The sequence below is a fragment of the Spirochaetae bacterium HGW-Spirochaetae-1 genome, assembly GCA_002839375.1.
Taxonomy (GTDB): Bacteria; Spirochaetota; UBA4802; order UBA4802; family UBA5550; genus PGXY01.
In genome coordinates, this window is the sequence record PGXY01000006.1 from 126,512 (window position 1) to 149,402 (window position 22,891).

Annotated in this window: 22 protein-coding genes; 10 read left to right on the forward strand and 12 right to left on the reverse strand. The window is 47.6% G+C overall.

The annotated features are described in order from the left end of the window. Positions 1 to 156: 156 nt before the first annotated feature. Entirely contained in the window at positions 157 to 1,788 is a 1,632-nt protein-coding gene (locus CVV44_12690) for a hypothetical protein (protein ID PKL38019.1), read from the forward strand. 61 nt (positions 1,789 to 1,849) lie between these two features. Here the strand turns inward: CVV44_12690 and CVV44_12695 are convergent, their stop codons facing one another. Both CVV44_12695 and CVV44_12700 read right to left on the reverse strand, forming a co-directional pair. After that, positions 1,850 to 2,152: a hypothetical protein gene (locus CVV44_12695; GenBank protein PKL38020.1), complete on the reverse strand. Its 303-nt coding sequence runs from the start codon at positions 2,150 to 2,152 to the stop codon at positions 1,850 to 1,852. A gap of 101 nt (positions 2,153 to 2,253) precedes the next feature. Further along, a complete protein-coding gene (locus tag CVV44_12700; protein ID PKL38021.1) occupies positions 2,254 to 2,745 on the reverse strand; it encodes a hypothetical protein in 492 nt (163 codons plus the stop codon). 688 nt (positions 2,746 to 3,433) lie between these two features. Here CVV44_12700 and CVV44_12705 point away from each other — a divergent pair. From CVV44_12705 to priA, 9 genes are all read left to right on the forward strand, one after another. Then, positions 3,434 to 4,078 carry a hypothetical protein gene (locus tag CVV44_12705; GenBank protein ID PKL38022.1) on the forward strand — a complete coding sequence of 215 codons (645 nt, stop codon included), beginning with the start codon at positions 3,434 to 3,436 and terminating at the stop codon, positions 4,076 to 4,078. A gap of 249 nt (positions 4,079 to 4,327) precedes the next feature. Beyond that, entirely contained in the window at positions 4,328 to 5,836 is a 1,509-nt protein-coding gene (gene rpoN, locus CVV44_12710; GenBank protein ID PKL38023.1) for an RNA polymerase sigma-54 factor, read from the forward strand. Beyond that, on the forward strand, positions 5,833 to 6,642 hold the full coding sequence (gene raiA / locus CVV44_12715; protein ID PKL38024.1) for a ribosomal subunit interface protein: 810 nt from the start codon (positions 5,833 to 5,835) through the stop codon (positions 6,640 to 6,642). Before rpoN ends, raiA begins: the two co-directional genes overlap by 4 nt. 21 nt (positions 6,643 to 6,663) lie before the next feature. Then, entirely contained in the window at positions 6,664 to 7,614 is a 951-nt protein-coding gene (locus tag CVV44_12720; GenBank protein PKL38025.1) for an HPr kinase/phosphorylase, read from the forward strand. Beyond that, a complete protein-coding gene (locus CVV44_12725; protein ID PKL38026.1) occupies positions 7,611 to 7,877 on the forward strand; it encodes a phosphocarrier protein HPr in 267 nt (88 codons plus the stop codon). The genes CVV44_12720 and CVV44_12725 overlap by 4 nt, the downstream gene beginning before the upstream one ends. Before the next feature lie 77 nt (positions 7,878 to 7,954). Further along, positions 7,955 to 9,781 carry a hypothetical protein gene (locus tag CVV44_12730; GenBank protein PKL38027.1) on the forward strand — a complete coding sequence of 609 codons (1,827 nt, stop codon included), beginning with the start codon at positions 7,955 to 7,957 and terminating at the stop codon, positions 9,779 to 9,781. Next, on the forward strand, positions 9,756 to 11,111 hold the full coding sequence (locus CVV44_12735) for a Fis family transcriptional regulator (GenBank protein PKL38028.1): 1,356 nt from the start codon (positions 9,756 to 9,758) through the stop codon (positions 11,109 to 11,111). The genes CVV44_12730 and CVV44_12735 overlap by 26 nt, the downstream gene beginning before the upstream one ends. Positions 11,112 to 11,113: 2 nt before the next feature. After that, a complete protein-coding gene (locus tag CVV44_12740) occupies positions 11,114 to 11,794 on the forward strand; it encodes a hypothetical protein (protein ID PKL38029.1) in 681 nt (226 codons plus the stop codon). 1 nt (position 11,795) lies between these two features. After that, positions 11,796 to 13,754 (forward strand): primosomal protein N', encoded by a 1,959-nt coding sequence (gene priA / locus CVV44_12745; GenBank protein PKL38030.1) that lies wholly within the window; start codon positions 11,796 to 11,798, stop codon positions 13,752 to 13,754. Positions 13,755 to 13,782: 28 nt separating this feature from the next. Here priA and CVV44_12750 read toward each other — a convergent pair whose 3' ends face one another. From CVV44_12750 to CVV44_12795, 10 genes are all read right to left on the reverse strand, one after another. Next, the gene (locus CVV44_12750; protein PKL38031.1) at positions 13,783 to 14,316 is read right to left on the reverse strand and encodes a hypothetical protein; all 534 of its coding nucleotides are present in this window, start codon (positions 14,314 to 14,316) and stop codon (positions 13,783 to 13,785) included. Positions 14,317 to 14,331: 15 nt separating this feature from the next. Next, complete coding sequence (locus CVV44_12755) at positions 14,332 to 14,772, reverse strand: hypothetical protein (protein PKL38032.1); 441 nt, start codon at positions 14,770 to 14,772, stop codon at positions 14,332 to 14,334. Between the two features lie 91 nt (positions 14,773 to 14,863). Further along, positions 14,864 to 16,138, reverse strand: a complete 1,275-nt coding sequence (locus tag CVV44_12760; protein ID PKL38033.1) for a hypothetical protein — start codon at positions 16,136 to 16,138, stop codon at positions 14,864 to 14,866. A 66-nt stretch (positions 16,139 to 16,204) separates the two neighbouring features. Next, entirely contained in the window at positions 16,205 to 16,867 is a 663-nt protein-coding gene (locus CVV44_12765) for a hypothetical protein (protein ID PKL38034.1), read from the reverse strand. A 112-nt stretch (positions 16,868 to 16,979) separates the two neighbouring features. Then, positions 16,980 to 18,218 (reverse strand): hypothetical protein, encoded by a 1,239-nt coding sequence (locus CVV44_12770; GenBank protein PKL38035.1) that lies wholly within the window; start codon positions 18,216 to 18,218, stop codon positions 16,980 to 16,982. A gap of 1 nt (position 18,219) precedes the next feature. After that, positions 18,220 to 18,720 carry a hypothetical protein gene (locus tag CVV44_12775; GenBank protein PKL38036.1) on the reverse strand — a complete coding sequence of 167 codons (501 nt, stop codon included), beginning with the start codon at positions 18,718 to 18,720 and terminating at the stop codon, positions 18,220 to 18,222. A gap of 13 nt (positions 18,721 to 18,733) precedes the next feature. Continuing rightward, positions 18,734 to 19,888, reverse strand: coding sequence for a deoxyguanosinetriphosphate triphosphohydrolase (locus CVV44_12780; GenBank protein ID PKL38037.1), 1,155 nt, complete (start codon positions 19,886 to 19,888; stop codon positions 18,734 to 18,736). After that, on the reverse strand, positions 19,885 to 21,936 hold the full coding sequence (locus tag CVV44_12785) for a hypothetical protein (protein PKL38038.1): 2,052 nt from the start codon (positions 21,934 to 21,936) through the stop codon (positions 19,885 to 19,887). Before CVV44_12785 ends, CVV44_12780 begins: the two co-directional genes overlap by 4 nt. After that, positions 21,920 to 22,360 (reverse strand): transcription antitermination factor NusB, encoded by a 441-nt coding sequence (gene nusB, locus CVV44_12790; protein PKL38039.1) that lies wholly within the window; start codon positions 22,358 to 22,360, stop codon positions 21,920 to 21,922. Before nusB ends, CVV44_12785 begins: the two co-directional genes overlap by 17 nt. Next, entirely contained in the window at positions 22,360 to 22,824 is a 465-nt protein-coding gene (locus CVV44_12795) for a 6,7-dimethyl-8-ribityllumazine synthase (GenBank protein PKL38040.1), read from the reverse strand. Before CVV44_12795 ends, nusB begins: the two co-directional genes overlap by 1 nt. Between the last annotated feature and the right edge of the window lie 67 nt (positions 22,825 to 22,891).

Below are 22,891 nucleotides of genomic sequence, written 5' to 3' on the forward strand. Positions count from 1 at the left end.
GCCGACTCTTATGATGTTACCGGACAAGTGAGTAAATCCACTCCAATGAGTTCATGTAAACAGTTATGCTTTTCAATATTATCGTTGACTAATTGTCCCGGCCTGTTATGAAGTGTTCTTCATCTGCGGATTTTTGAAAAGTCCCGATACACAACCATGCACAGTTCAATTGCCTTTGATGCGGAGGAAGATATGTTCAGGAACAGGAAAATCATAATTGCGGCTGCCCTGCTGGGCGCCTGTCTATTTTTCAGCCAGTCAATTTTTTCCCAGGAGAATGGCGATAACGCCGCTGCGGAAAAAGAAAAGACCGTTGCGATAGAGAAAAAAACCGACACCGGCGGCCTGGCGGATAAAATACAGCAGGATAAAAAGCTGAAACTCACCGTGGACCGCGTCATCGAATATCTTCTGCGCAACAACCTGGACGTGAAGCAGGCCCTTCTGGAATACAAGGGCACGGGCTCGGCCATGAGGAACTACCAGAGCAAATATGATTATACTGTTTTTGGGAACATCGGCCATAGCTTTGAAAAGAATCCCAATGAAAGCACGGTAATATTTAATGGCGAATCGACCAGAACCACGAACATAACAGCCGGTATATTCCGTAATTTTAACACGGGGACAAAAGTAAGTGTCAGTGCGAACAGTGTGATCATTGACAGCCCCCGTGATCCCATCTCGGGCTTTCCACCCATGGGAGGGAAGGGCTATCAGAACAATCTGAAGGTGGAGCTGGAACAGGACCTCATGAAAAACCTTTTCGGCGCCACGGACCGCATGACGGAGCAGAGCATCTCCAATGCTGAAAAAATGCAGAAACAGGCCGTGAAGATGAAACTGTCGGGGCTGCTTGTCGAGGCCCTCATAGGGTACTGGAATGTGGCCATTGCCGAGGAAAACGTGAAGACCGGTCAGGAGAATCTCAAAAGTACCGAGGAAATACGGAATCTTATCGCCCGTAAACTGCGGCTGGGCCTTTCAGAAAACGAGGACATCATGGACTGGAACAGCAAGGTGCTCCAGGGAAAGACCAACGTGGATATGGCCAGGAAATATCTCTTTGACGCCAGGCTCGCCGTGCTCCGAACCCTGAATCTCGACGAGGGCCTGGAAATAGAACTGGGCCAGACCTTCCAGAAGACCGGACCGGAAATCAGCGTGGAGCAGGCCCTGAAGGACGCCTTTGTGAAGCGCATCGACTACAACAACCAGCGCGTCATGATAAAAAACGCCGAACTGGAATATAAAATGGCCTATCGGAACCTCTATCCCTCGTTGAAAATGAAGGCCAGTGTGGGAAGCGCCGATTATGACCCGGCCTATGGCGAATCATTCAATACGATAAATGAAAACTATTCCGTGTCCCTTGAAGCAACCTATCCCCTGGGAAACACGGCGGCAGAGACGCGCCTGCGGGACGCGCGCCTGAATATCCAGAAGTCCCATGTGCAGCTCGAGAGTCTGGAGAAGTCCATGCGCGATGAGATCAAGTCCCTGGTGATGCAGTGCGATGTGGACTTCAAAGTCTATGAACAGACGAAGCAGGCCCGGGAGTATGCCGAGAACTACTATTTCCAGGTGCTCACCAAGTTCCGCCGCGGCCGGTACAGCGCGGTACAGCTGAAGCTCGCCCTGGACAGCCTGTTTATGGCGCGCCAGCAGGAGCTGAAGAGCCTGGTGGATTACAACATCGCACTCCTGCGGAGGGACTTCGCCCGCAATGTTATTTTTGAAAATTTTGCCATTGATATTGAAACGATTTTAAAGCGGGTGGAGAATTGATATTTTCCGTATCGTAGAGGCGCTGCATGCGGCGCCTCTACAACCAACAACCGCAATAATCCTATTGCGCCTTAACCTCTTTGCATCTCTCCAAACAGCGTTTGTATTCCTTGTCGCAGCGCACTGAGCAGTTATCGACATGAAAGGTTTCATTGTTGGAGTTGTACCTGTAGCGGTCACGCTCGCTGTTGTTCTGGCGGTAATCAATGCCGGCGGGCTCGCAGGACTTTCGGCATTCAAGGCTGGTGCATTTGCAGAGCTCCTGGCAGGCCGGGTCCTTTATGCTGCAGGGATTGGCGCAGGCCGAGAGCATGATGCCTGTTACTGAGAAGAAGGATATAAGAAAGAATAATTTTTTAATCATGGGTGTTTCCCCGGAATGGATGTAAAATGGGATATATTGTGTGGCCTCTGTAGGGACGCGATTAATCGCATCCCTACAGAGGCCACTATTTTATTATAGAATCAATATGTTTTTGCTTTGAAATCGCTATCGCCATAATTTTCTGTCGTACTACAAATTGAGTTATTTGTAAAATTGCCGTCGGTATATCCATTTGTATTGCTGACAGGTTCATTATCGAAGATGACAGTTCCTGCCTGTTGACATTTAGTAACGGAATCCCCATTTTTGTAAATTACGGTATATTCTGTATCCGTACTGCTCTTAAAAATCTGAAGATTGAAGGTGTTATCGTTATTTCTCAATGAAAGACCCGAATATTGTATATTTTCATATGTACCGTTATAATAAATAATGAGGCACGAAGCACCTGCAACACAAGACTCACCCGCTACACTGGTATAAACCTTGTTTTCAACCGGTGTAGTTATATCGTCATACGTCGTATCAAAATCCATGGTCACAAATCCCTTTTCCGTGGATGAGTCGAAGTTGCCGGCACACCCCAGGGCCGCAACCATAAATATAGAAAGCAGTACGGTAATTTTCTTCATCATTGTTCCTTTTCCAGAATATAAATAATCGTAGGACTTACTTATGCAGGCAATGCTATTTTCTGTCAAGCATATCAGGCTTTTTCATGCTCTTTTCGTCGCTGATATTTTTGTCCGCGGACCCGCGGCATTCCGGCGACATTCACGTGGGTATTCCCATTTTGGGGAAGATGACGCGGTTCAGAAGAATCCATACGGCCAGGATGATAATGAGAGTAATATACGAGTCCATTCAGTCCTCACTAATTAAAAGATGCAAAATAAAATATATAAATATAGTAAAATGTTGAGTGTGATATTACACTTGCAACGGTATTAGTATCAGTGTGTCGGGAGTAGCAAATGTTTCACCGTATTATCGTTGAAGGCCGAACAGGGCTCTGACCCCGCATTGTTTTTGGGGATACGACACGATAGGCTCTGACCCCTGTTTTTCAGACACGGCACAAAACAGGCTCTGACCCCCCTGTTCTTCGCACCCTTCGCGATCTTCCTGTGAATTCCACCCTCTTCGTATTATTTGACAATTGTTCTTAAAATAAGATTGGTTTTTGTCTCTATGCCTGCCGAAAGTTACTATAAAGAAGAAATGAAAAATATCCGTGATTTTTCTTGACTCCTGTCTGTTTTTCTGTATGATAGAAATCAAGTCAGGTCAGGGAAAATCCCGGTAATCAGGAGAAAGACATTGAAAAAGAACGCAATCATTCTGACAGCCATACTCTTCATGTTCGTATCATCGTCGGCCTTTGCTTTGAATAATTTCTATATTGATGGTTTTGGATCACTAGTAACAACCAATGACGCCAAAACACAGTTTGGCGGGGGGCTTGGTATCGGGTATAATATTATTGATAGCTGGAATTTAGTATATAAATTTCAAATGGACCTCTATTCAGAAACTTATCATAATACATCAAAGACCATGGATTACAAATATATGTCAAATCTCATTGGTGTTGAATATGTCTGGAAATTTGGCAGAATTGGATGGCGTTCATCGATTTTAGCCGGTATGTCTTCGGTCACGATACCTTATGTTGGAAATGATTTTGGTTCACCTACCATATATACAAATCACGAACTTGATAAAGATGACTACAGCGGTGGTATTGTTATGGCGATAAACACCGGCGCCCAGTTTGACCTGACCCAGCATGTGGCCCCCTTTTTGGATCTGGGTTTTCACTATGATATTTATTCTAAAGAAAAGAAAGACTATAACTATAACAGTTTGATGAATACGTCTCCTATTAAACTTTATGGCATAAACGTCTTAGTGGGTGTCCGTATCACCATCGGCAGCAATAGTAGCATTGGTGCCGATTATTAAAATAGTGCATATTCCATAGCAGCAAAGCAATGCCCGGTCCGCAGCCGGGCATTTCTAATTATTAAAAAATGTATTTTCCCGGTTCTGCACTAAAACTGTAACCGGGCAGGGAACTATCACCCCTCATATTTATATTTCATTTTATGCAAAAAGTATCTTGATTTTTAGGGCGCCGTGATGTACCTTTTTAACATAGACGTAACTGTTCTTTGAAGATACACTTTGACACCGGCGCGGTTTGTTCATTACATGGATACGGTTGGATGCGCAGCGTATCATGATCAGTGCAGTGGAGTATACATGGCAGGTTCCTACAGATTAGATATAAAACAGTCGCAAAAACTGGTTATGACCCAGTCCCTGAGGCAGAGCATTGAAATGCTTCAGCTCTCGACCCTGGAGATGGCCCAGAAAATATCGGAAGAGTTCCTGATTAATCCCACCCTGGAAGAAGACTATCAGACCATTGAAACGCCCGAGTCCGATGAAGGCGATATCCTTGAACGGAACCTCACGGGCGATGATTATTTTTCCGAACGGCATGATGAGCTGGAAGAGCGCTTCGGCGATACCAGCGACAGCGGCATGTCTTCCGATTTTGAGTTCGACCGGAAACGTCAGTATATTGAGAACGCCGTGTCCCAGGATGAGTCCCTGGTGGAGCATCTCCTCTGGCAGGCGAAAATGACGGCGCGCGATGAAAAGGACTACCTGCTCTACGAGGGTGTCATCACCTCCCTGGACGAGAACGGGCTCCTCGCGGCGCCCCTGGAGGACATAGCACGGGACTTCAAGGTCTCCCCGGAGACGCTGAGGGAAAAGGCCGCTGTGATCCAGCTTTTCGATCCCATAGGCTGCGCCGTGACCTCGATCCGGGAAAGCCTCCTCGTACAGTGCCGCCATTTTTATCCCCAGGACCATATCCTGTACCGGATAATCGACGAGCATTTCACTGACCTGGAAAAGCTTAATTACGATGTAATTGCGAAGAAGCTTGACATCCCGCTCCAGGATGTTCTGGAGCACAGCCGGGAGGTGCAGAACCTGAATCCATTCCCGGGGCGTAACTATTCGCGTAAAGATGTGAAATACATCATTCCCGATGTGGAAGTGCGCCTGGTCGACGGCGAAGTGATTATCACCATGAATGACGACTGGGTGCCGCGCATAAAAATCAATTCGTATTATATGAGCCTTCTGAAGAAAAAAAACATTGAAAAAAAACAGCGGGAGTATATTCAGGATAAAATACAGGCTGCGCGCCATTTCATAAAAAACATAAGCAGCAGGCGTGAAACTATCATGAAAGTCGTGAAGGCTATCGTGGAGCGCCAGGGGGACTTTCTTGTTTCGGGTCCCGGCAATCTTAAATACCTGACGCACCTGGATATCGCCCGGGAACTGGGAATTCATGAGTCTACGGTGAGCAGGGTCACCACGGGAAAATACGCACAGACAATGTGGGGAGTTTTTGAACTTAAATATTTTTTTGTCTCGAAGCTGAAGTCGGGCCCGCAGCAGCAGGCCGGCGAGGAGCATTCATCCGACCAGGTCAAAAGCGAGATAGTAAAACTCGTGGCGGAGGAATCTCCCGACAATCCCTTCAGTGATGAAGAGATCGTTGAAATTCTGAGGAAAAAGGGGGTTGATATCGCACGAAGAACAGTGGCGAAATACCGGGGGGTGCTTGACATTCCGTCCTCGGGTAAGCGGAAAAAAATCAACATGATCAAAACACAGGAGAGTATTACTCTATGAACATCACAATAACCGGCAGACATCTTACTGTTACTGAGACTTTGCAGGAATACGCGGAAAGAAAAATTGAAAAGCTAGAGCAGTATTTCCAGCAACTCATCGATGCTCATGTCATTCTGTACCTGGAAAAACTGGACCGGGGTGCGGAAGTGGTAATTAACGGTGATGGTATACAGTTCCATGGAAGGGAAAAAGCCGAGACGTTTTTCTCGGCAATCGACCTTCTCGTCGATAAGATGGAAAAGCAGATAGTAAAATATAAAGAAAAACACCAGATGCATAAAGGCATCCGCAGTGGTGAAGCAGCCGGCATGGTCATGGGCTACGAAGAGGCCACCGGGAAGGCGGTCCGCCTCAACCAGGTGAGCAATAAACCAATTGACCGTATCGAGGCGTATTTCCAGATGAAGAATAACGCCACGGATTTTTTCCTTTTTAAAAGAGGAGTGAGTGTTATCGACAGCGACGAGGATTACTCCAATAAATCCTATGCCGCACTGTACCGCGACAAGGACAAGATTAAAATGGTGGAAATTCCTTTCGAGGATATTAAAGAACATCGTTTCGAGCATGATACCTTCACGGAGTATGAACTGGAGGTACTCGATGATTCCCTGGTTAAACCGAAAATTAAGTTCAGGAAGGTAGAGTCATCCCAGGTTAAGAAAATGACGCTGGACGAGGCAATAAAGGAAATTGAAAAGAATGGCGCGGTGTACATGCCGTTTTTCAATGTGGAGTCACAGTATTTCAACGTGATATATAAAAACGGCAAGGACTGCGAAGTTATGGTGCCCGCCTTCTGACGGGTGGCCAACTGAAACCATATGGACAAGAAACTACGAGTTAAAAATTTTCTCGATAACACGCCGCGCATCGATCTTCAGATCAGGCTTATCGCCGGTGAGGGCGGGCTGAACAGGGAAATCCGGGTTGGTGATATCAACCGGCCCGGCCTCACCCTGGCCGGGTTTTATGACTTTTTTGCCTATGACCGCATACAGATTTTCGGTCTCGGCGAGACGGCCTATATGCGGCAGCTTCCACCCGGGGACAAGCAAAAGGCCTATGAAAAGTTTTTTTCATACGAAGTTCTATGCTGTGTTTTTACCCACGATGAGCAGCCCGATGAAGATTTCTGCCGTTACGCCGACAAAAACAATGTGCCGGTCATGGTTACGACCCGTGATACAACGCGGTTTATCAGCCTGCTCATTCATTTTCTCGATGAAATTTTCGCCCCGTCCGTGACCATGCATGCCACCCTGGTGGATGTCTTCGGCGTGGGTGTTCTTATTCTCGGCCAGAGCGGCGTGGGGAAGAGCGAATGCGCCCTGGAGCTTATAGAACGCGGCCACCGCCTCGTGGCCGATGACATGGTTGAGATCATAAAGGTCGATGAGTCCCTTCTCATGGGGAGCGGCACGCCTCTGCTCCGGCATCATATGGAGATCCGTGGTCTCGGTATCATCAACGTGCGGGAGATATTCGGCATCAGGTCCGTGAGGAACAGGAAACGGATAGAAATGGTGGCCATGCTGGAGGAGTGGGACAGCAACGTGGAATATGACAGGCTGGGTCTCGATGATAAAAAATACACCATACTGGATATCGACATACCCTATATCACGATCCCGGTTCGTCCGGGTCGGAATATCCCCATCATCCTTGAAACCGCCGCGCTGAACCAGAGGTTGAAAAAACTGGGTGTACATTCGGCCCAGGAGCTGGATCGAAGGATACAGGAATGGATTAAGACGGAGAACCATAACAAATGATTGAAAAAGAGGTTGTCGTGAAGAGTGATGCCGGTGTACATGCGCGTCCCGCCATGATGCTGGTGAGGGAAGCGATGAAATTTCCCTGCCAGGTGGCTCTTGTGAAGGACGGTGTCGAGGCCGATTGTAAATCAATTATGTCCGTACTGGGGCTTGCCATCGTTTCCGGGACCCGGCTTAAGGTTCGGGCCGACGGGGACAGGGAGGAAGAAATCGTTGATATTATTGTCTCGATGATTGAAAATGGATTCAATTTAAACTAGTTGGGTGTAATGCACCGGCAATCAGGTTAAGAACCTCATTCTTTCAGATTCATACGGATTCTTCCGTTTTCAAATTGATGAAAAAAAATATAATCAGAAGATTTATCACCATAGATGAGAATGGGCTGCAGGATGCCGTATTCCTCTTGGGCATCTTTGTGTTTTTTGCCGTTCTTGTCATCGGTCTTTTTCCCGATGAGAACACAAAGATGTTTATCGGTACGGACTTTTTTGTCAATACCATCATGTCCGTTCCTATAATCGCTGCAATTTACTTTATCATTATTTCATTCCGTCGCAATTTAAAAGTGAAACCTTCTTCCATCGGTGGAAGTTATAAAAACAAACTTGTCCTTGCCTTTATTTTTGTGACCATATTGTCTTCGCTGCCCGTTATTTTTGCTTCAAATAACTTTATCCATGAAATACTCTCGCGCTTTGAATCGGAAAAAACCGAGCAGGCCCTGAAAGTGGCCATGGAAATGACCGATGAATCGGTTTTGAACATAAGTGAGTCTCTATCGGCCGAAATAAGTTCCCTGGATTCATTCATGCGCACGGGCATACTGTCCTGCGGGAGCGAAATGGGACGCGAGAAAATCAAGGCCCTCTATGCAGGAAAGGGGCGGACTATCCGATTTTATCGTGAAGTCGGGCGCGGTGATAATCATATGTTGATTCCCCTGGACGAGCGTGTTATTAACGGCAGGGACGAATGGTGTGAATTTTATTCCGCCATTGAAATCAGGGAGCCCCGGAGGATTGACAGGATTTTTATAGAGGGGCGGGAACATGTGGCCGTTGCCTTGCGGAGTAATGGTTTTCTCATATCAATGAGCTCCGAAATACCTCCCGTTGTGGAAAGCAGGGCTCTTCTCTTCAGCAATTCCCTGGAGGACCTGGACCGGCATTCCTATCTGCAGGATTATTTCAAGAACTGGGGCGGAATATTTCTTCTTTCCATTTCAATAGTTGTCATTTTCATATCAATTCTTATCAGCCTGTATCTTTCAAAAAACATCACGCGTCCTATTCTTGATCTTGCCGACGCAGCCAAAGACCTGTCACAGGGTAATTTTGATATCAGGCTTGAAAAGAAAAGCGATGATGAAATCGGCATTCTGGTGACCTCTTTCAACAAGATGGTGGCCGACCTGGACGCGAACCGCAAGCTCATGTACCAGAAACAGGTTCTGGAGGCCTGGAGGGATATGGCACGGCGGGTAGTGCATGAAATTAAAAATCCGTTGACACCCATCAGTCTTTCGGCGGAACGTATGAGAAGGCGGTATATAGAAAAACATCCCGATGTGGAATCCATTATTCTTACGGGAACACAGACAATCATCGAAGAGGTGAATGTCCTGAAGAATATTCTCAGCGAATTTACAAAATTTGCCAGACTTCCGGACATGAAGCGGGAATGGGTTATTCTTAAGCCGGTTATCGAGAACAGCGTCATGTTTTTCAGCGGTCATGAGAAAATCAGTTTTTCCGTAAGCGTTGATGAAGATGTTCCGCCCGTGTTTATCGACAAGGACCTGATCCGGCAGGCTCTGAACAATATAATTCAGAACGCTATTCAGGCCATGAACAATGAGGGCGCTATTGATATTCATGCGAAATGCACCCATGAAGGATTCAGTTCCATGGTCCTTGTAAGCGTATGTGACAACGGAACCGGTGTTAGTGAAGAGGACCTGATGAGGATATTTATGCCTGGCTTCACGCGGAAAAAATCGGGCACGGGTCTGGGGCTCTCCATTGTGGAAAAGATAATAATTGAGCACGGCGGAATTGTCTATTGCCGGCGCAACGAAGACAGGGGAACGACATTTTATATTGAACTGCCTGTGGATGCAGGCGAGGGAAGTTTTTATGGCAAGAATACTGATAGTAGATGATGAGAAAAATATTATAACCACTATAAGTTCCATCCTCCAGGATGAGGGACATACGGTTTATTCGAGTGAAAATAGCGGTGATGCCGTTAAGTTTCTCGGAAGTAACGAGGTGGACCTTATTATTCTCGATGTGTGGCTGCCCGATGCTGATGGAATGAACCTGTTGGAGAGTGCTAAAAAATTATACCCGGAAACAGCGGTTATCATGATATCGGGTCACGGTTCCATTGACATTGCGGTAAAGGCAACGCGAATGGGCGCCTTCGATTTTCTCGAGAAGCCGCCGACACTGGAGCGTGTTGTTACGTCGGTGAATAATGCCGTCGAGCAGGTTCGCCTCAGAAAAGAGAACCTGAAGCTCCGCAGGGAATTCCATATTGAAGATGAGATGGTAGGTCAGTCGGAAAAGATAATTGATATAAAAAAAGTCATAGAAACCGCTGCGAAAACAAATGCCCGTGTATTCATAACCGGTGAAAGCGGAACGGGAAAGGAGCTTATCGCCAGGGCCATTTATCAGCGTTCACGGCGATCTGATAAGCCTTTTATAAAAGTAAACTGCGCCGCGATTCCCGATGAACTGATTGAGAGCGAACTTTTCGGTCATGAAAAAGGGGCCTTCACGGGAGCCGTATCACGGCGCCTGGGGAAGTTTGAGCTTGCCAGCAACGGCACAATATTTCTTGATGAAGTGTGTGATATGAGCCTCTCTGCCCAGGCCAAGGTTCTCCGGGTCCTGCAGGAACAGCAATTTGAACGGGTGGGTGGGAATGAAACTATCACCGTTGATGTCCGGGTCATCTCGGGCACAAATATTGATGTGCGGCGGGCCATTGAAGAGGGAAAATTCAGGGAGGACCTCTATTATCGTCTCAATGTTATTCCTATCGAAGCTCCCACTCTTCTGGACAGGATGGAGGATGTGGAGGTACTGATGAATTATTTTCTGAAAAAGTTTTCCGAAGAACACGGCATGGGCTTAAAGGAGATTTCCGACGAGGGACTCAATGTGTTGCGGACACATACCTGGCCCGGGAATGTGAGGGAATTGAAAAATGTAATTGAAAGACTGGTTGTCATGGTCCCCGGAGAGGTCATCGGTGGAGATGATATACGGAAGCACATGGAATCGTATGATTACGATGATCTTGTCGTGAACGATATCTCGCCGCTTAAAAAGGCACGTGAGGGATTTGAAAAGGATTATATAATGGCGGCCCTGAAGAAAAACGGTAAAAACATTACCGGTACCGCCAGGGACCTGGGAATTGAACGAACGAACCTGCATCGTAAAATCAAGCAGTATAATATTAACATAGACAAGTTGTAATAATGGCAAGAAACTATTACAGTGAACTGACCTCTGTTCTAAAGGGTCAATACAGGAAAAGGCTTATGCCTCTTTTTCGCAGCGAGGAGGAGGTACTTTTTCTTCGGGATTGGCTCGAAAAGGATCAGGTGCCACTCAGGATGGAACCGGTGACGGGAAAAACCTATTCCCGAAGCAGTGATGAACTGCGGTCGCTCGTTGAATCGTGCGCGCTCTGCGGTGCCACGGAGGAAAGAAAATATGGTTATGGAGATGGAAGCAGCGGGGTCATGATTATACTGAATTCTCCCCGGCTTATCAGCCAGGTAGAGATAAGGTTGTACAGAAGGGAATCCGTTGAGATGATAAGGAAAATGGTGGAAGCCATGAATCTCGCGCCGGCCCGCTGTTATATTACGAATCTGGTCAAATGCGAGTCGTCGGACCGCCTGGTATCGCCGGGGCAGATGATGCAGAACTGCCTGTCTGTAATAAGTCAGGAAATGGCCGTCATCAATCCGAAGATTATTATTGTAATGGGAGAGATACAGCCGCTTCAGAAAATTGTTCACGGCAGTTCGGGTGTTTTCTGGTACACGATTGAACATCCCGTCACGCTGCTGAAGAATACGGAGTTGAAGAGAACTGCCTGGGCAACCCTGAAAAATGTGATGGGCAAAATACAGGAACTGGGCCTGTCTTAGCATGTTTGCCGATGTTTTAACGGGATATCCCCTGGAATCATCTTTTACCTATCGTATACCCCCGGGAATGAATGTGGAGCCGGGGAAAAGGGTAAAAGTAAATTTTGCCCGCAGGAATGTTATCGCCTTTGTCATACGGGTGCATGATGAGGAGCCCTCGGGATTTGAAATTAAGGATATACTGGAAGTCATTGACAGTGAATCCATTTTTAATGAACGCCTCGTCGATTTGTGCCGTTTCGTCGCATATACCTATATCTCTTCAGTGGGGGAGGCCGTTTCCATGGCCCTTCCTTCGGGACTGAAACCGTCAGCAAGATACAAGGTCCCTTTTACACGGCAGGAAACGGCGCCCATCGCCCTCACATCGGAACAGGAAAAAGTTTTTCAGGATATACTGTTATCCCGGGAGGAGAACAGGCTTCTGCACTGCATTTTCGGCATAACGGGAAGCGGGAAGACCGAGGTCTATATTGAGCTGGCAAAAAAAATGCTGGAGCAGGGCAGGTCTGTCATTTACCTGGTGCCGGAGATTTCTCTGTCCTCGCAGATTTATGAAAGACTTTTCCACGTCTTCGGTGATGACCTGGTGATTTACCACAGCCATCTTACGCCGAACCAGCGTCTTTTCAACTGGATGCGCTTTTACCGGGGCGAGGCGCGAGTTGTTATCGGGACACGTTCCGCCATATTTATGCAATGCCCGGACCTGGGCCTGATAATAGTCGATGAGGAACATGACGGTTCATATAAGGAACATAGCACCCCCCGGTATAACGCTCGAAGGGTGGCATTGTACCGTAGCAAAAAAGAGAAGACTCTCGTTGTCATGGGTTCGGCCACACCTTCCCTGGAGACGCTGTATGCCGGTGAAAACGGCATAATACGTATACACCGTCTGACACAGCGTTTCGGCGGGGCACGCCTTCCCGAAATAAGTATCGTGAAGGTGTCGGGCGGAAGTCCTGACAAGGTCATTTCCAATCCGCTCAAGCTTGACACAAAAAGAGCCGTTGACGCGGGGAGGCAGGTGATCTACCTTCTCAACCGCCGCGGGTTTTCACCCTTCGTTATCTGCGAGGACTGCGGCCATGTTATTGAATGCCCGCATTGTAATATCAGCATGAATTATCATAAGGGCGGCGATCTTCTATGTCATTACTGCGGTTATTCGGTCCAACTGCCTGTTATGTGTGTGAAATGCGGGTCCCGGGAGCTTACCAAGCTTGGTTCCGGGACACAGCGTGTCGAGGAGATTATTGAAGAAACCTTCCGGGGTATGAGAATTTTCCGTCTGGACCAGGACTCCTCGAGAAAAAAGGGATCGGTTTTTGAACTCATGGACAGTATGAAGAAAGGAGAAATCGATATTCTTGTGGGAACACAGATGGTGGCAAAGGGATTCGATTTTCCCAATGTATCCCTCGTGGGAATACTCATGGCCGACATCGGTCTTAATATTCCTGACTTCAGGGCTTCGGAAAGAATATTTTCTCTCCTTGTGCAGGTGGCCGGCAGGTCGGGGCGCGGCAGTGAGCCCGGAAAGGTTATCCTGCAGACTCTCGATGATGAGCATCCCCTTTTCACTTTTATCAGGCAGCAGGATTATGAAGGCTTTTACCGGAGCGAAATGCTGGTGAGAAAGTCGCTCAATTATCCTCCCTATACCCGTATTGCCCGTCTCCTGGTGAGGGGGAAAGAAGAGAGTGATGTCATTGCAGCCATTGGGAAATTAAAGACATCAATTGACAATGCCGTTGTTGCGGCAGGTGCGAATATTCAGGTGTTGGGGCCTGCGGCTGCTCCCATGGAAAAGATTGGCGGAAATTACCGGCATCATATTATCATGAAATCGAGTTCGGTTGATGTGCTGAGGAAGGTCATTGTTGCGTCTCGAGGGGCTATTAATTCAAACAATGTTTATCTGGAAATCGATATTGATCCTCATGATATGATGTAGTGCGGAAATGGTTACGCACGGCTTCCTGTCAAATGCTGTATTTTCCCACCACCTCGTTTATTTTCTCCATGCTTTTTTTCAGCGATTCGGCGTCCTCACCGGCCCTGTCAAGCTCACTGCGTATGCTTTTGATATCATCGGCAAGACCGGTCACCAGCCTGTGCATTGAATCGGAAAGTTCAATGAACTGGTCTCCTTCACGGAGGCGAGTGGGGCCTGTGAGATTTTTAGCGCTTATTGCATCAAGAATGGCGTTGAACCGGTACATTGGCCCGGCGATCCGGTGTGATGCGTACAGGACAAAAATATAAATGATAATCGATGACACAACTATATTGATGGTGGAAAGTGTCACTATGATGGGCAGAATCATCTGTTTCATGTTTTTATAGGTTACATGGGCGGTAAAAAGATTTTTGTCAATCTCGCTATCGGTGAAGAGATACATAAAGATGCCGAAAATAAGAAGAATAAGTATATTGACGGCGATGAATTTGAAAATGAGTTTGATTTGAAAATTTTTATTGATGAGTATGATTTTTCTTTTATTGTTGCTGACCATCTGTTTGTCTCCTCCTCAATGGCATTTTTTACAGAGTTCACCATTGGTGTTTCGCGTTTGTAGAAAAAATGTCTTGTAAGTGGTTTCTTTACGGAAGACCTTTTCATACAGGCTTTCGGCCCTCCATGATGTCGCGTCATATCGTTTCTGCTTGAGATTATGACAGGTCCTGCATGCTATTCTCTGATTATCGGTCAGTTCGATGTCGATTACTTTCTTTAAACGTACATCAACGGGGTGATGCTTGCTTCCTATGGTGCTATGGCATGTCAGACAATACGGTGTACACGATTTATCAGGGTGCTCGAACGTCTCCTTCTCATGGCATTTTTTGCAAAAGCTGCCGTCCGATACGAAGGGGTGAATATCCTGCTCTTTTCCGGCTGCAAGGAAAATGTCTGCCGCAATAAGAAGCAGCGAGGCGGTGATGACGATGATTGAAGATTTGCGGATCATGACGGTTTACCTCAATCCCCAATACAGCTGATATACGAGGCCATGGAAATTATTATTTTTCATTTCATTCATATTCAATCTTTTTTTTTCATCAGAACGTTATCATAAGCTGTATATAGAAAAGGTTGGCACTATAATATTCGTCGGCGGTAAAATCATCATACGTCGTGAGATACCGCTGGTATTCGAATTTCAAATACGAAATGTGTGCTATATTGATATTGATACCGCCCGTGATTCGTGTCAGGTAATTATCCTCTGAAGTTACCTTGTATCTTTGCATATTATACAGGTCGTAGCGGAGAAAAAGAATAAGCGGGATGGCATTGATATTCTGAAAGTCTATACCCGTCGTTATCTGAAACCCGTTAAAGCGTATGCCTACCAGTTTATTTCGGCGGTAGTACTCTCCCTGCAGAATGAAGGCGCCCACCTTGCTTTCTATGTCCACAGCCAGCAGATGTTCTGTGCTTGCCCAGGCCTTGTTTACATCATGGATATATGAGAACCCGATATCAAGAAGGGGAATGCCGCCCTTTTGCAATGAATAGGGATTGCTGAAGGGCGTTACTCCCACTCGTCCACCGAAACTATTGCCGCCGTAGGAATATCCTTCCTCTATTCCCCTGAGGAGATAAAAGGTGCCGTAGAAGGATACAAAATTAAGCAGTATCCTTCCGCCCACGTCGTTATATCCCCCATCCATAATGAGTTCCGTTGTGAGAGGGTCGCTCACGGAGATGCGGTCTGTGGCGGCGAAGTGCTGCCAGTCATTGCCGAAGGGGACGTCGAATTTTCCCACCTGTAGATGGACGCCCTTCTCGCTGAAGAGCCTGCCCCGGGGGGATATCCTGCCGCCGTACAGGTGATAGTCGATGAAGGCTACATCAAGCTCTGCGCCCTTGTTGAACACCAGTGCAGCTGCTACCTGAAACGACTCATAACTATGTTCGAAGTCCAGTTCAAAATCTCCAATTTCGAAGATATTTGGTTTGTTCTGATAATTGGAAATGAAGACGTCAAAAAAACCGCTGATCTTTAACCCGCTTATGACATCGATTCTTTTTTCCGATTCATCGAGCCTTTTTTTCAGATCATCTATCTCCTTTCTCAGTTCAGCTATATCTGCTGCTCTCTCTTCCGGGGTCTGCTTTACGGCCTCCTTCTCCTCTTTTTTTTCCTCTTTCTTCGCGTCTTCCTTTATGTCCGTTTTTGGGAGCGGTGGTTCCGTTATTATTAGTCCTTCCGTATTTTTGTTATCTGTGATATTTTCATTGTTCTCCTGGGAGTACAGGGCAATGCCCGGTGCAATGACAAGTGCATGGAGCAAAATTGCAATTTTCAGTATGTTATAGGTTCTTTTCATTATGGATTAATAATGCCCTGGCTCGCTGTTTCCGGTATCAGAGCATGTATGCCCTGCTGCCTCTCATTAATTTTCATCTTCGAGGAGGGGTGAATAAATTTCACTGCATTTTGCTTTATCGTCGGCCGTCAGATGGTCGGCCCGTATAATTTCAATTTCAGGATCAACGGGAATAATAGTTTCAGAACCGTCAATGCTGAAGCCCCGGGAGTTGTAGTGCATGACGGAATAATAATCGTAGGCGTAGTTTTCTTCCACCAGCAGGGGATTGTTCCTGATCTCGAAATTAAAAGCATATTCAGGCCAGATCTTGTTCCACACGATCGTGACAAAATCGTCCCTGTCGGGGCGCTGGTGTTCATGAAGGAGTCCCAGGCAATGGCCCAGTTCATGGAGTACGTGACTATAAGCATCTGTGCCGGTTCCGTAGAACATGTGATTGTAGACGTTATTTTCCCCGATGCTGGAAGCCCATGTATTCGATCTTCCGGTCTTGATTATTTCATAGGCATAGGAATTTGGGAGCACTTCTTCAAAGGTGACGCCGCAGGCCGCCTCCCATTCATCCATGGCCGCTTCAACTGTCAGAACCTCCTGCTCAGTGAATTGACCGGAAAAAAAATAGGGGATATTTCCGTCCTCCCAGGGAATCAGTACGTTGATGTAACAGCCGGCGGCTATAATTCCCGGTAAAAAGATGAATAGTATGGCATGCAGATATTTTTTCATTCTCTGGCATCTTCACGATGATTGCCGCACGGTTGATATGTAATCCGGCAACCGTGCATATTTTGAATTATATCATGATTTTGGGGAGGGTCAAATAAAAAAATCTCTTATTTTATTTTTTGAGCTCTGCTGCCACTAGGGCTTCCAGGAGATCCCTGGGAGGAACCCCAACAAGGCGGCGACCCGCTATAAAAAGAGTGGGGGTGGCATCAATTTTAAGACGCACAGCGGATTTAATATGATCTTCCGTGATCTGGCGGTTTTTTTTGGAATCCATGTCTTTCTCAAATGTCTTCATATCGCTGGTACGGATATTTCCGCTTTTAACCAGGTCACGGAGCACGGTTGTAGCCCATTCGGCAGTGTATTCATGCTTGAATTCCTTGTAACGGGCGAAATGTGCAATGAGATAATCAACCAGGATGTTCTGGTCCGCCGCGGCGTTGACGGCTCTGGAGGCCGTACATGAATTGGCGTATACGGTTCTGCCCACATCGCTGTTGCACAGAGAATCAAGGGGATAATGGTAATAGAGTATTTTAACCTGTCCCTTGAAGCGAGACAGGAGGTATTTCTCGGTTTTATAAAAGGAATAACAGGCGCTGCAGAGAAAGTCGGTAAAAACGATGATTGTCACATCCGCGTCGGGGTTTCCCAGGACCAGCTTCGTGTCCGGAAGGTCCAGCTCTTCAATTTCCGATGCATAGAACTTTGTCAAAAAGGATTGAATCTGTTTGTCCGAAGCCCTGTTTCCCGAGGTTTTTGCGTTCATGATGAAATTGGTGGCGAAAATAGAGAAGGCCAGGAGAAAAATAAAAAGTGTGTATGATGACAGCGCGGCCCTTTTATCGGCTGTCTGTGGTCCCGTTTTGACGGTCTCCTTTGCCATGGAAAGAAGCGCTATGGTTCCGCTGCTCCGGACGTGCCTGTACCAGAACAGGGCGAGAATGAATATAAGTGCGTTCACCATGTAGGTGTAGAAACAGAGTGTACAGAAATCACCGATGGAAATCATGATCGCGGCGAGGATGATATCGGCAACGAGAGCCAGCAGCGATAGGGGGAGTGTAAGTGCCGTTGTCGCTGTCAGGTACCAGTCCCTGGCATAATCGGCAATGAGAAGGGTGAATATTATGATAAGATAATATAACAGGCCGAAGGCGGCTATGGGTATCCCCAGTATTTTTGAATAGGGGGACTGGCCAACGGAAATGCATGGATTTTCCAGGCCATTCCCGCAGGAGAGAATGCCCATGCTGGCGTCGGGATCATAGTGCTGGTAGAAAAGGGCGCCGGCCAGGACCGCCCCCAGGATTGCGAGAAGAAGAATGGAGTAGAGATATTTTTTCATGTCAACCGTCCTGTTTCAAAGGTATGCGCCTGCCGCACATAGTAAGATAGTACTGCCCGTTGTTTTCATCGAGCCGGTCCAGGACATGGAAGGCCGGTGAGCGCATGAATTTAGCCGGGAATTCTCCGTTTCCCACGGTGCAGTACAGTGTGCTGTTGCGGTATACCAGTGTGTTTACGTCCAGTATTTCCTCGGTTCCCGAAGAAAGGTTCATGATGACTTTTTCAAAGTCGGAGAAGCCTTCAAATCGCACACCGGTGATGAAAATGGGAACATCCTCCACCGTGATGGGGTAAATGTATTTATCATACTGCAGGACCCAGATTCCCTCATTGGCCTTGGCGATGGACTTGTTGAAAAAATCAATGATTTTCCTGTTTTTAAAAGGGTTGCCGTTATGCCACCAGTTTCCGTTTCTGTCCAGCACTATCGTATCTTCAAGCGTGCCGTTTTCCAACTGTTCGATCAGATACTCAGGCATCTCTATTGAATTATTTTCCATTAAAGGAGCTCCGCTAAACACCGATCGTAGGATCGGTTAATTTCTGGTGTTCTTCCAGGGCAAAACGGTCGGTCATGCCGGCGATATAATCCGTCACCGTCAGGAGAACACCATCACTGGCTATCCGCTTCTGATAATCATCGGGAAGCGTGTCGGGATGTTCCATGTAAATTGTAAAAAGGTCCCGGACAACCTTTTCGGCTTTTATCGACATCCGTGTAACACGATAGTGCTGATAGAGCCTTTTTTTCAAAAAACGCTTTGTTTCATTGGTGGCGGAACGCACGTCGTTGCTGAAACCCGCCATGGCAGTATCCGCTTTCCTGATGTCCATATAATTCGTGAGACCCATTTCGTCAATCCTATTAAGCGTGACATCGATGAGGTCGGAAACAAGGAGATTTATAATATTCCGAATTATCATCCGCACGGCCAGTTTCGGTTCGGCCGGGATCTGATCAGAAAAGCGTTTCCTGGCGAGCTGCCAGATGTCCAGCGACATGAGTTCATCCAGGGACAGTATGCCGGAACTGAAGCCATCGTCGAGGTCGTGGTTGTTGTAGGCAATTTCATCGGCCAGGTCGATGATCTGGGCCTCCAGGGACGGCTGTTCCCCGGGATTGAATTCGGCATATTTATTTTTATCGAGATCGGGACTGTGTTTGATGATTCCCTCGCGGGTTTCCCATGTGAGGTTCAGCCCCTCGAAGGGTTCATAGCTTCTCTCGAGAACATCCACGATACGGAGGCTCTGCCGGTTGTGTTCAAAGCCGCCATGGTCTTTCAACAGCACGTCGAGCTGCCGCTCTCCGGCATGACCGAAGGGAGTGTGTCCCAGGTCGTGGGCCAGGGCAATACTTTCGGCCAGGTCTTCGTTAAGGCGCATGGCCCTGGCAATCGTCCGGGAAATCTGCGCTACCTCTATTGTGTGCGTCAGGCGGGTCCGGTAATGGTCGCCTTCATGGTTTATGAATACCTGGGTTTTATACTCGAGCCTGCGGAAGGCCCGTGAATGGATGATGCGTTCCCTGTCACGCTGGAACTCGGTCCTGTACTGATGCTGTTCTTCGGTGAATTTTCTTCCACGGGATAGAAAGGAACGGGCCGCGAAAGGGGACAGTGTAGCGTCTTCAGCCGACTCCAGATATTTCAGGTCAATGCGTTTCATCTATCAAGCGACAACTCTCGTTCGTAGGCCTGTGTGGCCGCCTTCCTGTTCATCCTGATCTCTTCATTGACCGGGTCTTCCTCGATGCCGCGGGTGAAGGCCTGAAGTGCTTTACGGTACTCCTTTTTTTTGCAATAGCATTTTCCGATATTGTTGTAGGCCCTGGCGATCAGCGCGTTATCGCTGGAATTTTTGATGGCCTGGTAGAAGGACTCGATGGCCCTGTCGGTCATTTCCTTTTTCGTATAAAGAACACCGAAAGCGAGAAGCGCTTCGGCGTCGCTGGGCTTGATAAGGAGTGCTTTCTGAACCATCTGCAGAGATTGGTTGATGCTGTCTTCCGTGTCCGTCAGCTCCGAATTGATGATGGCCATATTGATGTAGGCCTTTCTTGAGAGCTCATTGTTCTCATTGATTTCAACGGTCCGCTGGAATGCCTTCAAAGCATAGGGCAGCTGGTTGCGTTTGTAATAGATGGTGCCCATCTTGAAATGCGCTTCCTGGAGCCCGGGCCATCGGAGAAGGATGTCCTGGTATTCCTTTTCCGCCAGATCGTAAAACTTGTATTCATAATAATAATCGGCGATTGCAAGTCGTGCCCGGGGATTCTCGGGATTCAGGCGTGATGCTTCTTTCCAGGACTGAATAGCCAGTTCCGGCTTCTGGGCATTGCGGTAGGTAAGCCCAAGGTTGTAATGGGCCGCGTCGTCCTTGGGGTTTATACTCAGGGCTTTTTTGTAGGCCTCGATGGCCTCGTCAAAGCGCTGGGCGTCATCGAGAATGTTCCCCATGTTCAGATAGGCGACCCGTGCGTTTTCCGTGACCGGTTCAAGCATGGTTATTTTTTTGTAGACCTCGTAGGCGCGGTCCAGTTCACCCTTCTGGTAATAAATCTCGCCGATTTTCGAAAGTATCTTTATGTTTCTCTTGTTTGTTTCCAGCAGCTTTTCAAAGGCTTTCAGACTCCGGTCAAACTGGTTCATGTCCAGGTACACGTTGCCGAGATTTTCCAGCATGGTATTGTCACCTGAAGAAAGGGATTCGGCCCGGATAAATTCCTCCAGGGCGGGGTCCTTTTTATCCTGCCTGAGATAAGCGATGCCCAGGTTGTAATGGTTCACGGGATCCGTTGGGCGGATGGACACGGCCTGCTTAAGGTACTGTTCTGCCAGGGCGAAGTCCTTCCGGTCAATGTAGATGACACCGAGACGTGAATAGGCCTGGTGGGCGATATCGCCGATGCGGTCCGTGGCTCCCGCCTTCTTGAAATATTCCACGGCGGAGAATTCATCGCCTTTTTTCATGAGCGCCGAGGCGATGTTGTACATGACCTTGGCATTGTCCGGGGAGACTTCCAGAACGGCCCGGTACTGTTCTATGGCCTCGTCGTACCGTCCCGTTTCAAAATAGATGTTGCCCATGAGGATACGGATATCCACATCATTGGGGTGTAGCGAGAGCGCCGTTTTAAGGTTCTCCAGGGCTTTGTCGTATTGTTTTGTATGGCGGTATGAAACGGCCAGGTATTTCAGTATCTCGGGATTGCTTTTATCATACACCAGGGCCCGGGAATAGAACTCGATGGCTCGTTCGTATTCACCCCGGTCATCGCTGATCATTCCGAGATAGGCCAGGGCGATGGCCTTGTCCTGGTCGCCGGCGTCCGATTCCAGGACCTCGTTGAATTCGGTTATGGCATCGGTATAATATTTTTTCTGGTAAGAATCCTTGCCGCGTTTTATATGGATGTTCTCCGATTCGAGGATCGGTGTTTTGTTATCGTTATCGAATAATTTTTCTTTGCCGGCCGGCGTGTCGCCATTGCCCGGTGACAGGAAGCTTCCCGGTTTCGTATAAAAGAGAGTCACCGCGACGAGAAGGGCCGTCACGGCCAGTATGGCTATGGAAGAGACTATTATCAGGGCCTTTTTCCGTGATACAGGCTCCTGTCCATCCTTTTCGATGGATTTGATACGGTTGGTCTGCAGCTGGTCTTCGTCGATTTTGAAAAATTTTTTTTTCACGGAACTGTCATTCCTTGGTTTCAATTTCGGATTTATTGACAGCGTCGAGAATGCCGTTTATAAACTGGCCCGAACCCTCTCCGCCGTAGATCTTTCCCAGTTCGATCCCTTCATTGATCGTTACCGCCACGGGAATCTCGGGAAGATAAACCATCTCGAAGATGGAAAGCCGTAGTATCGATTTATCCACGATGCTGAGCCGTTCCAGCTTCCAGTTCCGGGAATGCCTGTCGATGAGCGTATCAATGGTGTCCCGGTTTGTCAGCGCTCCCATAATCAGCGTTACGGCAAATTCCCTGATATCGGGGGATATTTCCACATCGACCCATTCCAGTGATGTCACATCCTTTCTAAGCGCTTCGGAACTGACGGTACCTTCCCTCATCCGGAGTTCATGCATATACAAACCCTGGAGGGCATATTCACGGGCTTTTCTTCTATGGCCCATTATCCGATCTGTCTGTAGAGGTTCGCCATCTCGATGGCGGACAGGGCGGCGTCGAATCCCTTGTTTCCCGATTTTGTACCGGCCCGCTCGATGGCCTGTTCGATGGTGTCCGTTGTCAGAACGCCGAAGACCACGGGCATGACGGCGTTAATGGCAACCTGTGCGACGCCCTTTGATACCTCGGACGACACGTAATCGAAATGCGGTGTGGATCCCCGTATAACGGCTCCCAGGCAGATAACGGCGTCGTAGTTGCCCGAATCGGCTATTTTCCGCGTGATGGCCGGAATTTCGAAGGCACCGGGCACCCAGACAACGGTAATTTTCCCATCATCGGCATTGTTGCGCCGCAGGCAGTCCAGAGCACCGCCGAGAAGTTTGCCCGTGATAAATTCATTGAAACGGGAGATGATAATGGCGAATCGCAATCCCGTCGCGTCAAGTTTGCCTTCAATTGTTTTCATATGATATATGCCTTTTGTTTAAATTAAGGGAAATTCAGACCCCATGTAAATAAAAATTACTGATTAA

What these genes read in the sequence shown, in the direction of transcription:
- CVV44_12740 (PKL38029.1), top strand. Translation starts at nt 11,114, where the DNA reads ATGGCAAGAAACTATTACAGTGAACTGACCTCTGTTCTAAAGGGTCAA.
- raiA (PKL38024.1), top strand. Translation starts at nt 5,833, where the DNA reads ATGAACATCACAATAACCGGCAGACATCTTACTGTTACTGAGACTTTG.
- CVV44_12780 (PKL38037.1), bottom strand. Translation starts at nt 19,888, where the DNA reads ATGAAACGCATTGACCTGAAATATCTGGAGTCGGCTGAAGACGCTACA.
- CVV44_12765 (PKL38034.1), bottom strand. Translation starts at nt 16,867, where the DNA reads ATGAAAAAATATCTGCATGCCATACTATTCATCTTTTTACCGGGAATT.
- CVV44_12695 (PKL38020.1), bottom strand. Translation starts at nt 2,152, where the DNA reads ATGATTAAAAAATTATTCTTTCTTATATCCTTCTTCTCAGTAACAGGC.
- CVV44_12795 (PKL38040.1), bottom strand. Translation starts at nt 22,824, where the DNA reads ATGAAAACAATTGAAGGCAAACTTGACGCGACGGGATTGCGATTCGCC.
- nusB (PKL38039.1), bottom strand. Translation starts at nt 22,360, where the DNA reads ATGGGCCATAGAAGAAAAGCCCGTGAATATGCCCTCCAGGGTTTGTAT.
- CVV44_12720 (PKL38025.1), top strand. Translation starts at nt 6,664, where the DNA reads ATGGACAAGAAACTACGAGTTAAAAATTTTCTCGATAACACGCCGCGC.
- CVV44_12735 (PKL38028.1), top strand. Translation starts at nt 9,756, where the DNA reads ATGGCAAGAATACTGATAGTAGATGATGAGAAAAATATTATAACCACT.
- CVV44_12750 (PKL38031.1), bottom strand. Translation starts at nt 14,316, where the DNA reads ATGGTCAGCAACAATAAAAGAAAAATCATACTCATCAATAAAAATTTT.
- CVV44_12700 (PKL38021.1), bottom strand. Translation starts at nt 2,745, where the DNA reads ATGAAGAAAATTACCGTACTGCTTTCTATATTTATGGTTGCGGCCCTG.
- CVV44_12770 (PKL38035.1), bottom strand. Translation starts at nt 18,218, where the DNA reads ATGAAAAAATATCTCTACTCCATTCTTCTTCTCGCAATCCTGGGGGCG.
- CVV44_12730 (PKL38027.1), top strand. Translation starts at nt 7,955, where the DNA reads ATGAAAAAAAATATAATCAGAAGATTTATCACCATAGATGAGAATGGG.
- priA (PKL38030.1), top strand. Translation starts at nt 11,796, where the DNA reads ATGTTTGCCGATGTTTTAACGGGATATCCCCTGGAATCATCTTTTACC.
- CVV44_12775 (PKL38036.1), bottom strand. Translation starts at nt 18,720, where the DNA reads ATGGAAAATAATTCAATAGAGATGCCTGAGTATCTGATCGAACAGTTG.
- CVV44_12760 (PKL38033.1), bottom strand. Translation starts at nt 16,138, where the DNA reads ATGAAAAGAACCTATAACATACTGAAAATTGCAATTTTGCTCCATGCA.
- CVV44_12690 (PKL38019.1), top strand. Translation starts at nt 157, where the DNA reads ATGCACAGTTCAATTGCCTTTGATGCGGAGGAAGATATGTTCAGGAAC.
- rpoN (PKL38023.1), top strand. Translation starts at nt 4,328, where the DNA reads ATGGATACGGTTGGATGCGCAGCGTATCATGATCAGTGCAGTGGAGTA.
- CVV44_12755 (PKL38032.1), bottom strand. Translation starts at nt 14,772, where the DNA reads ATGATCCGCAAATCTTCAATCATCGTCATCACCGCCTCGCTGCTTCTT.
- CVV44_12725 (PKL38026.1), top strand. Translation starts at nt 7,611, where the DNA reads ATGATTGAAAAAGAGGTTGTCGTGAAGAGTGATGCCGGTGTACATGCG.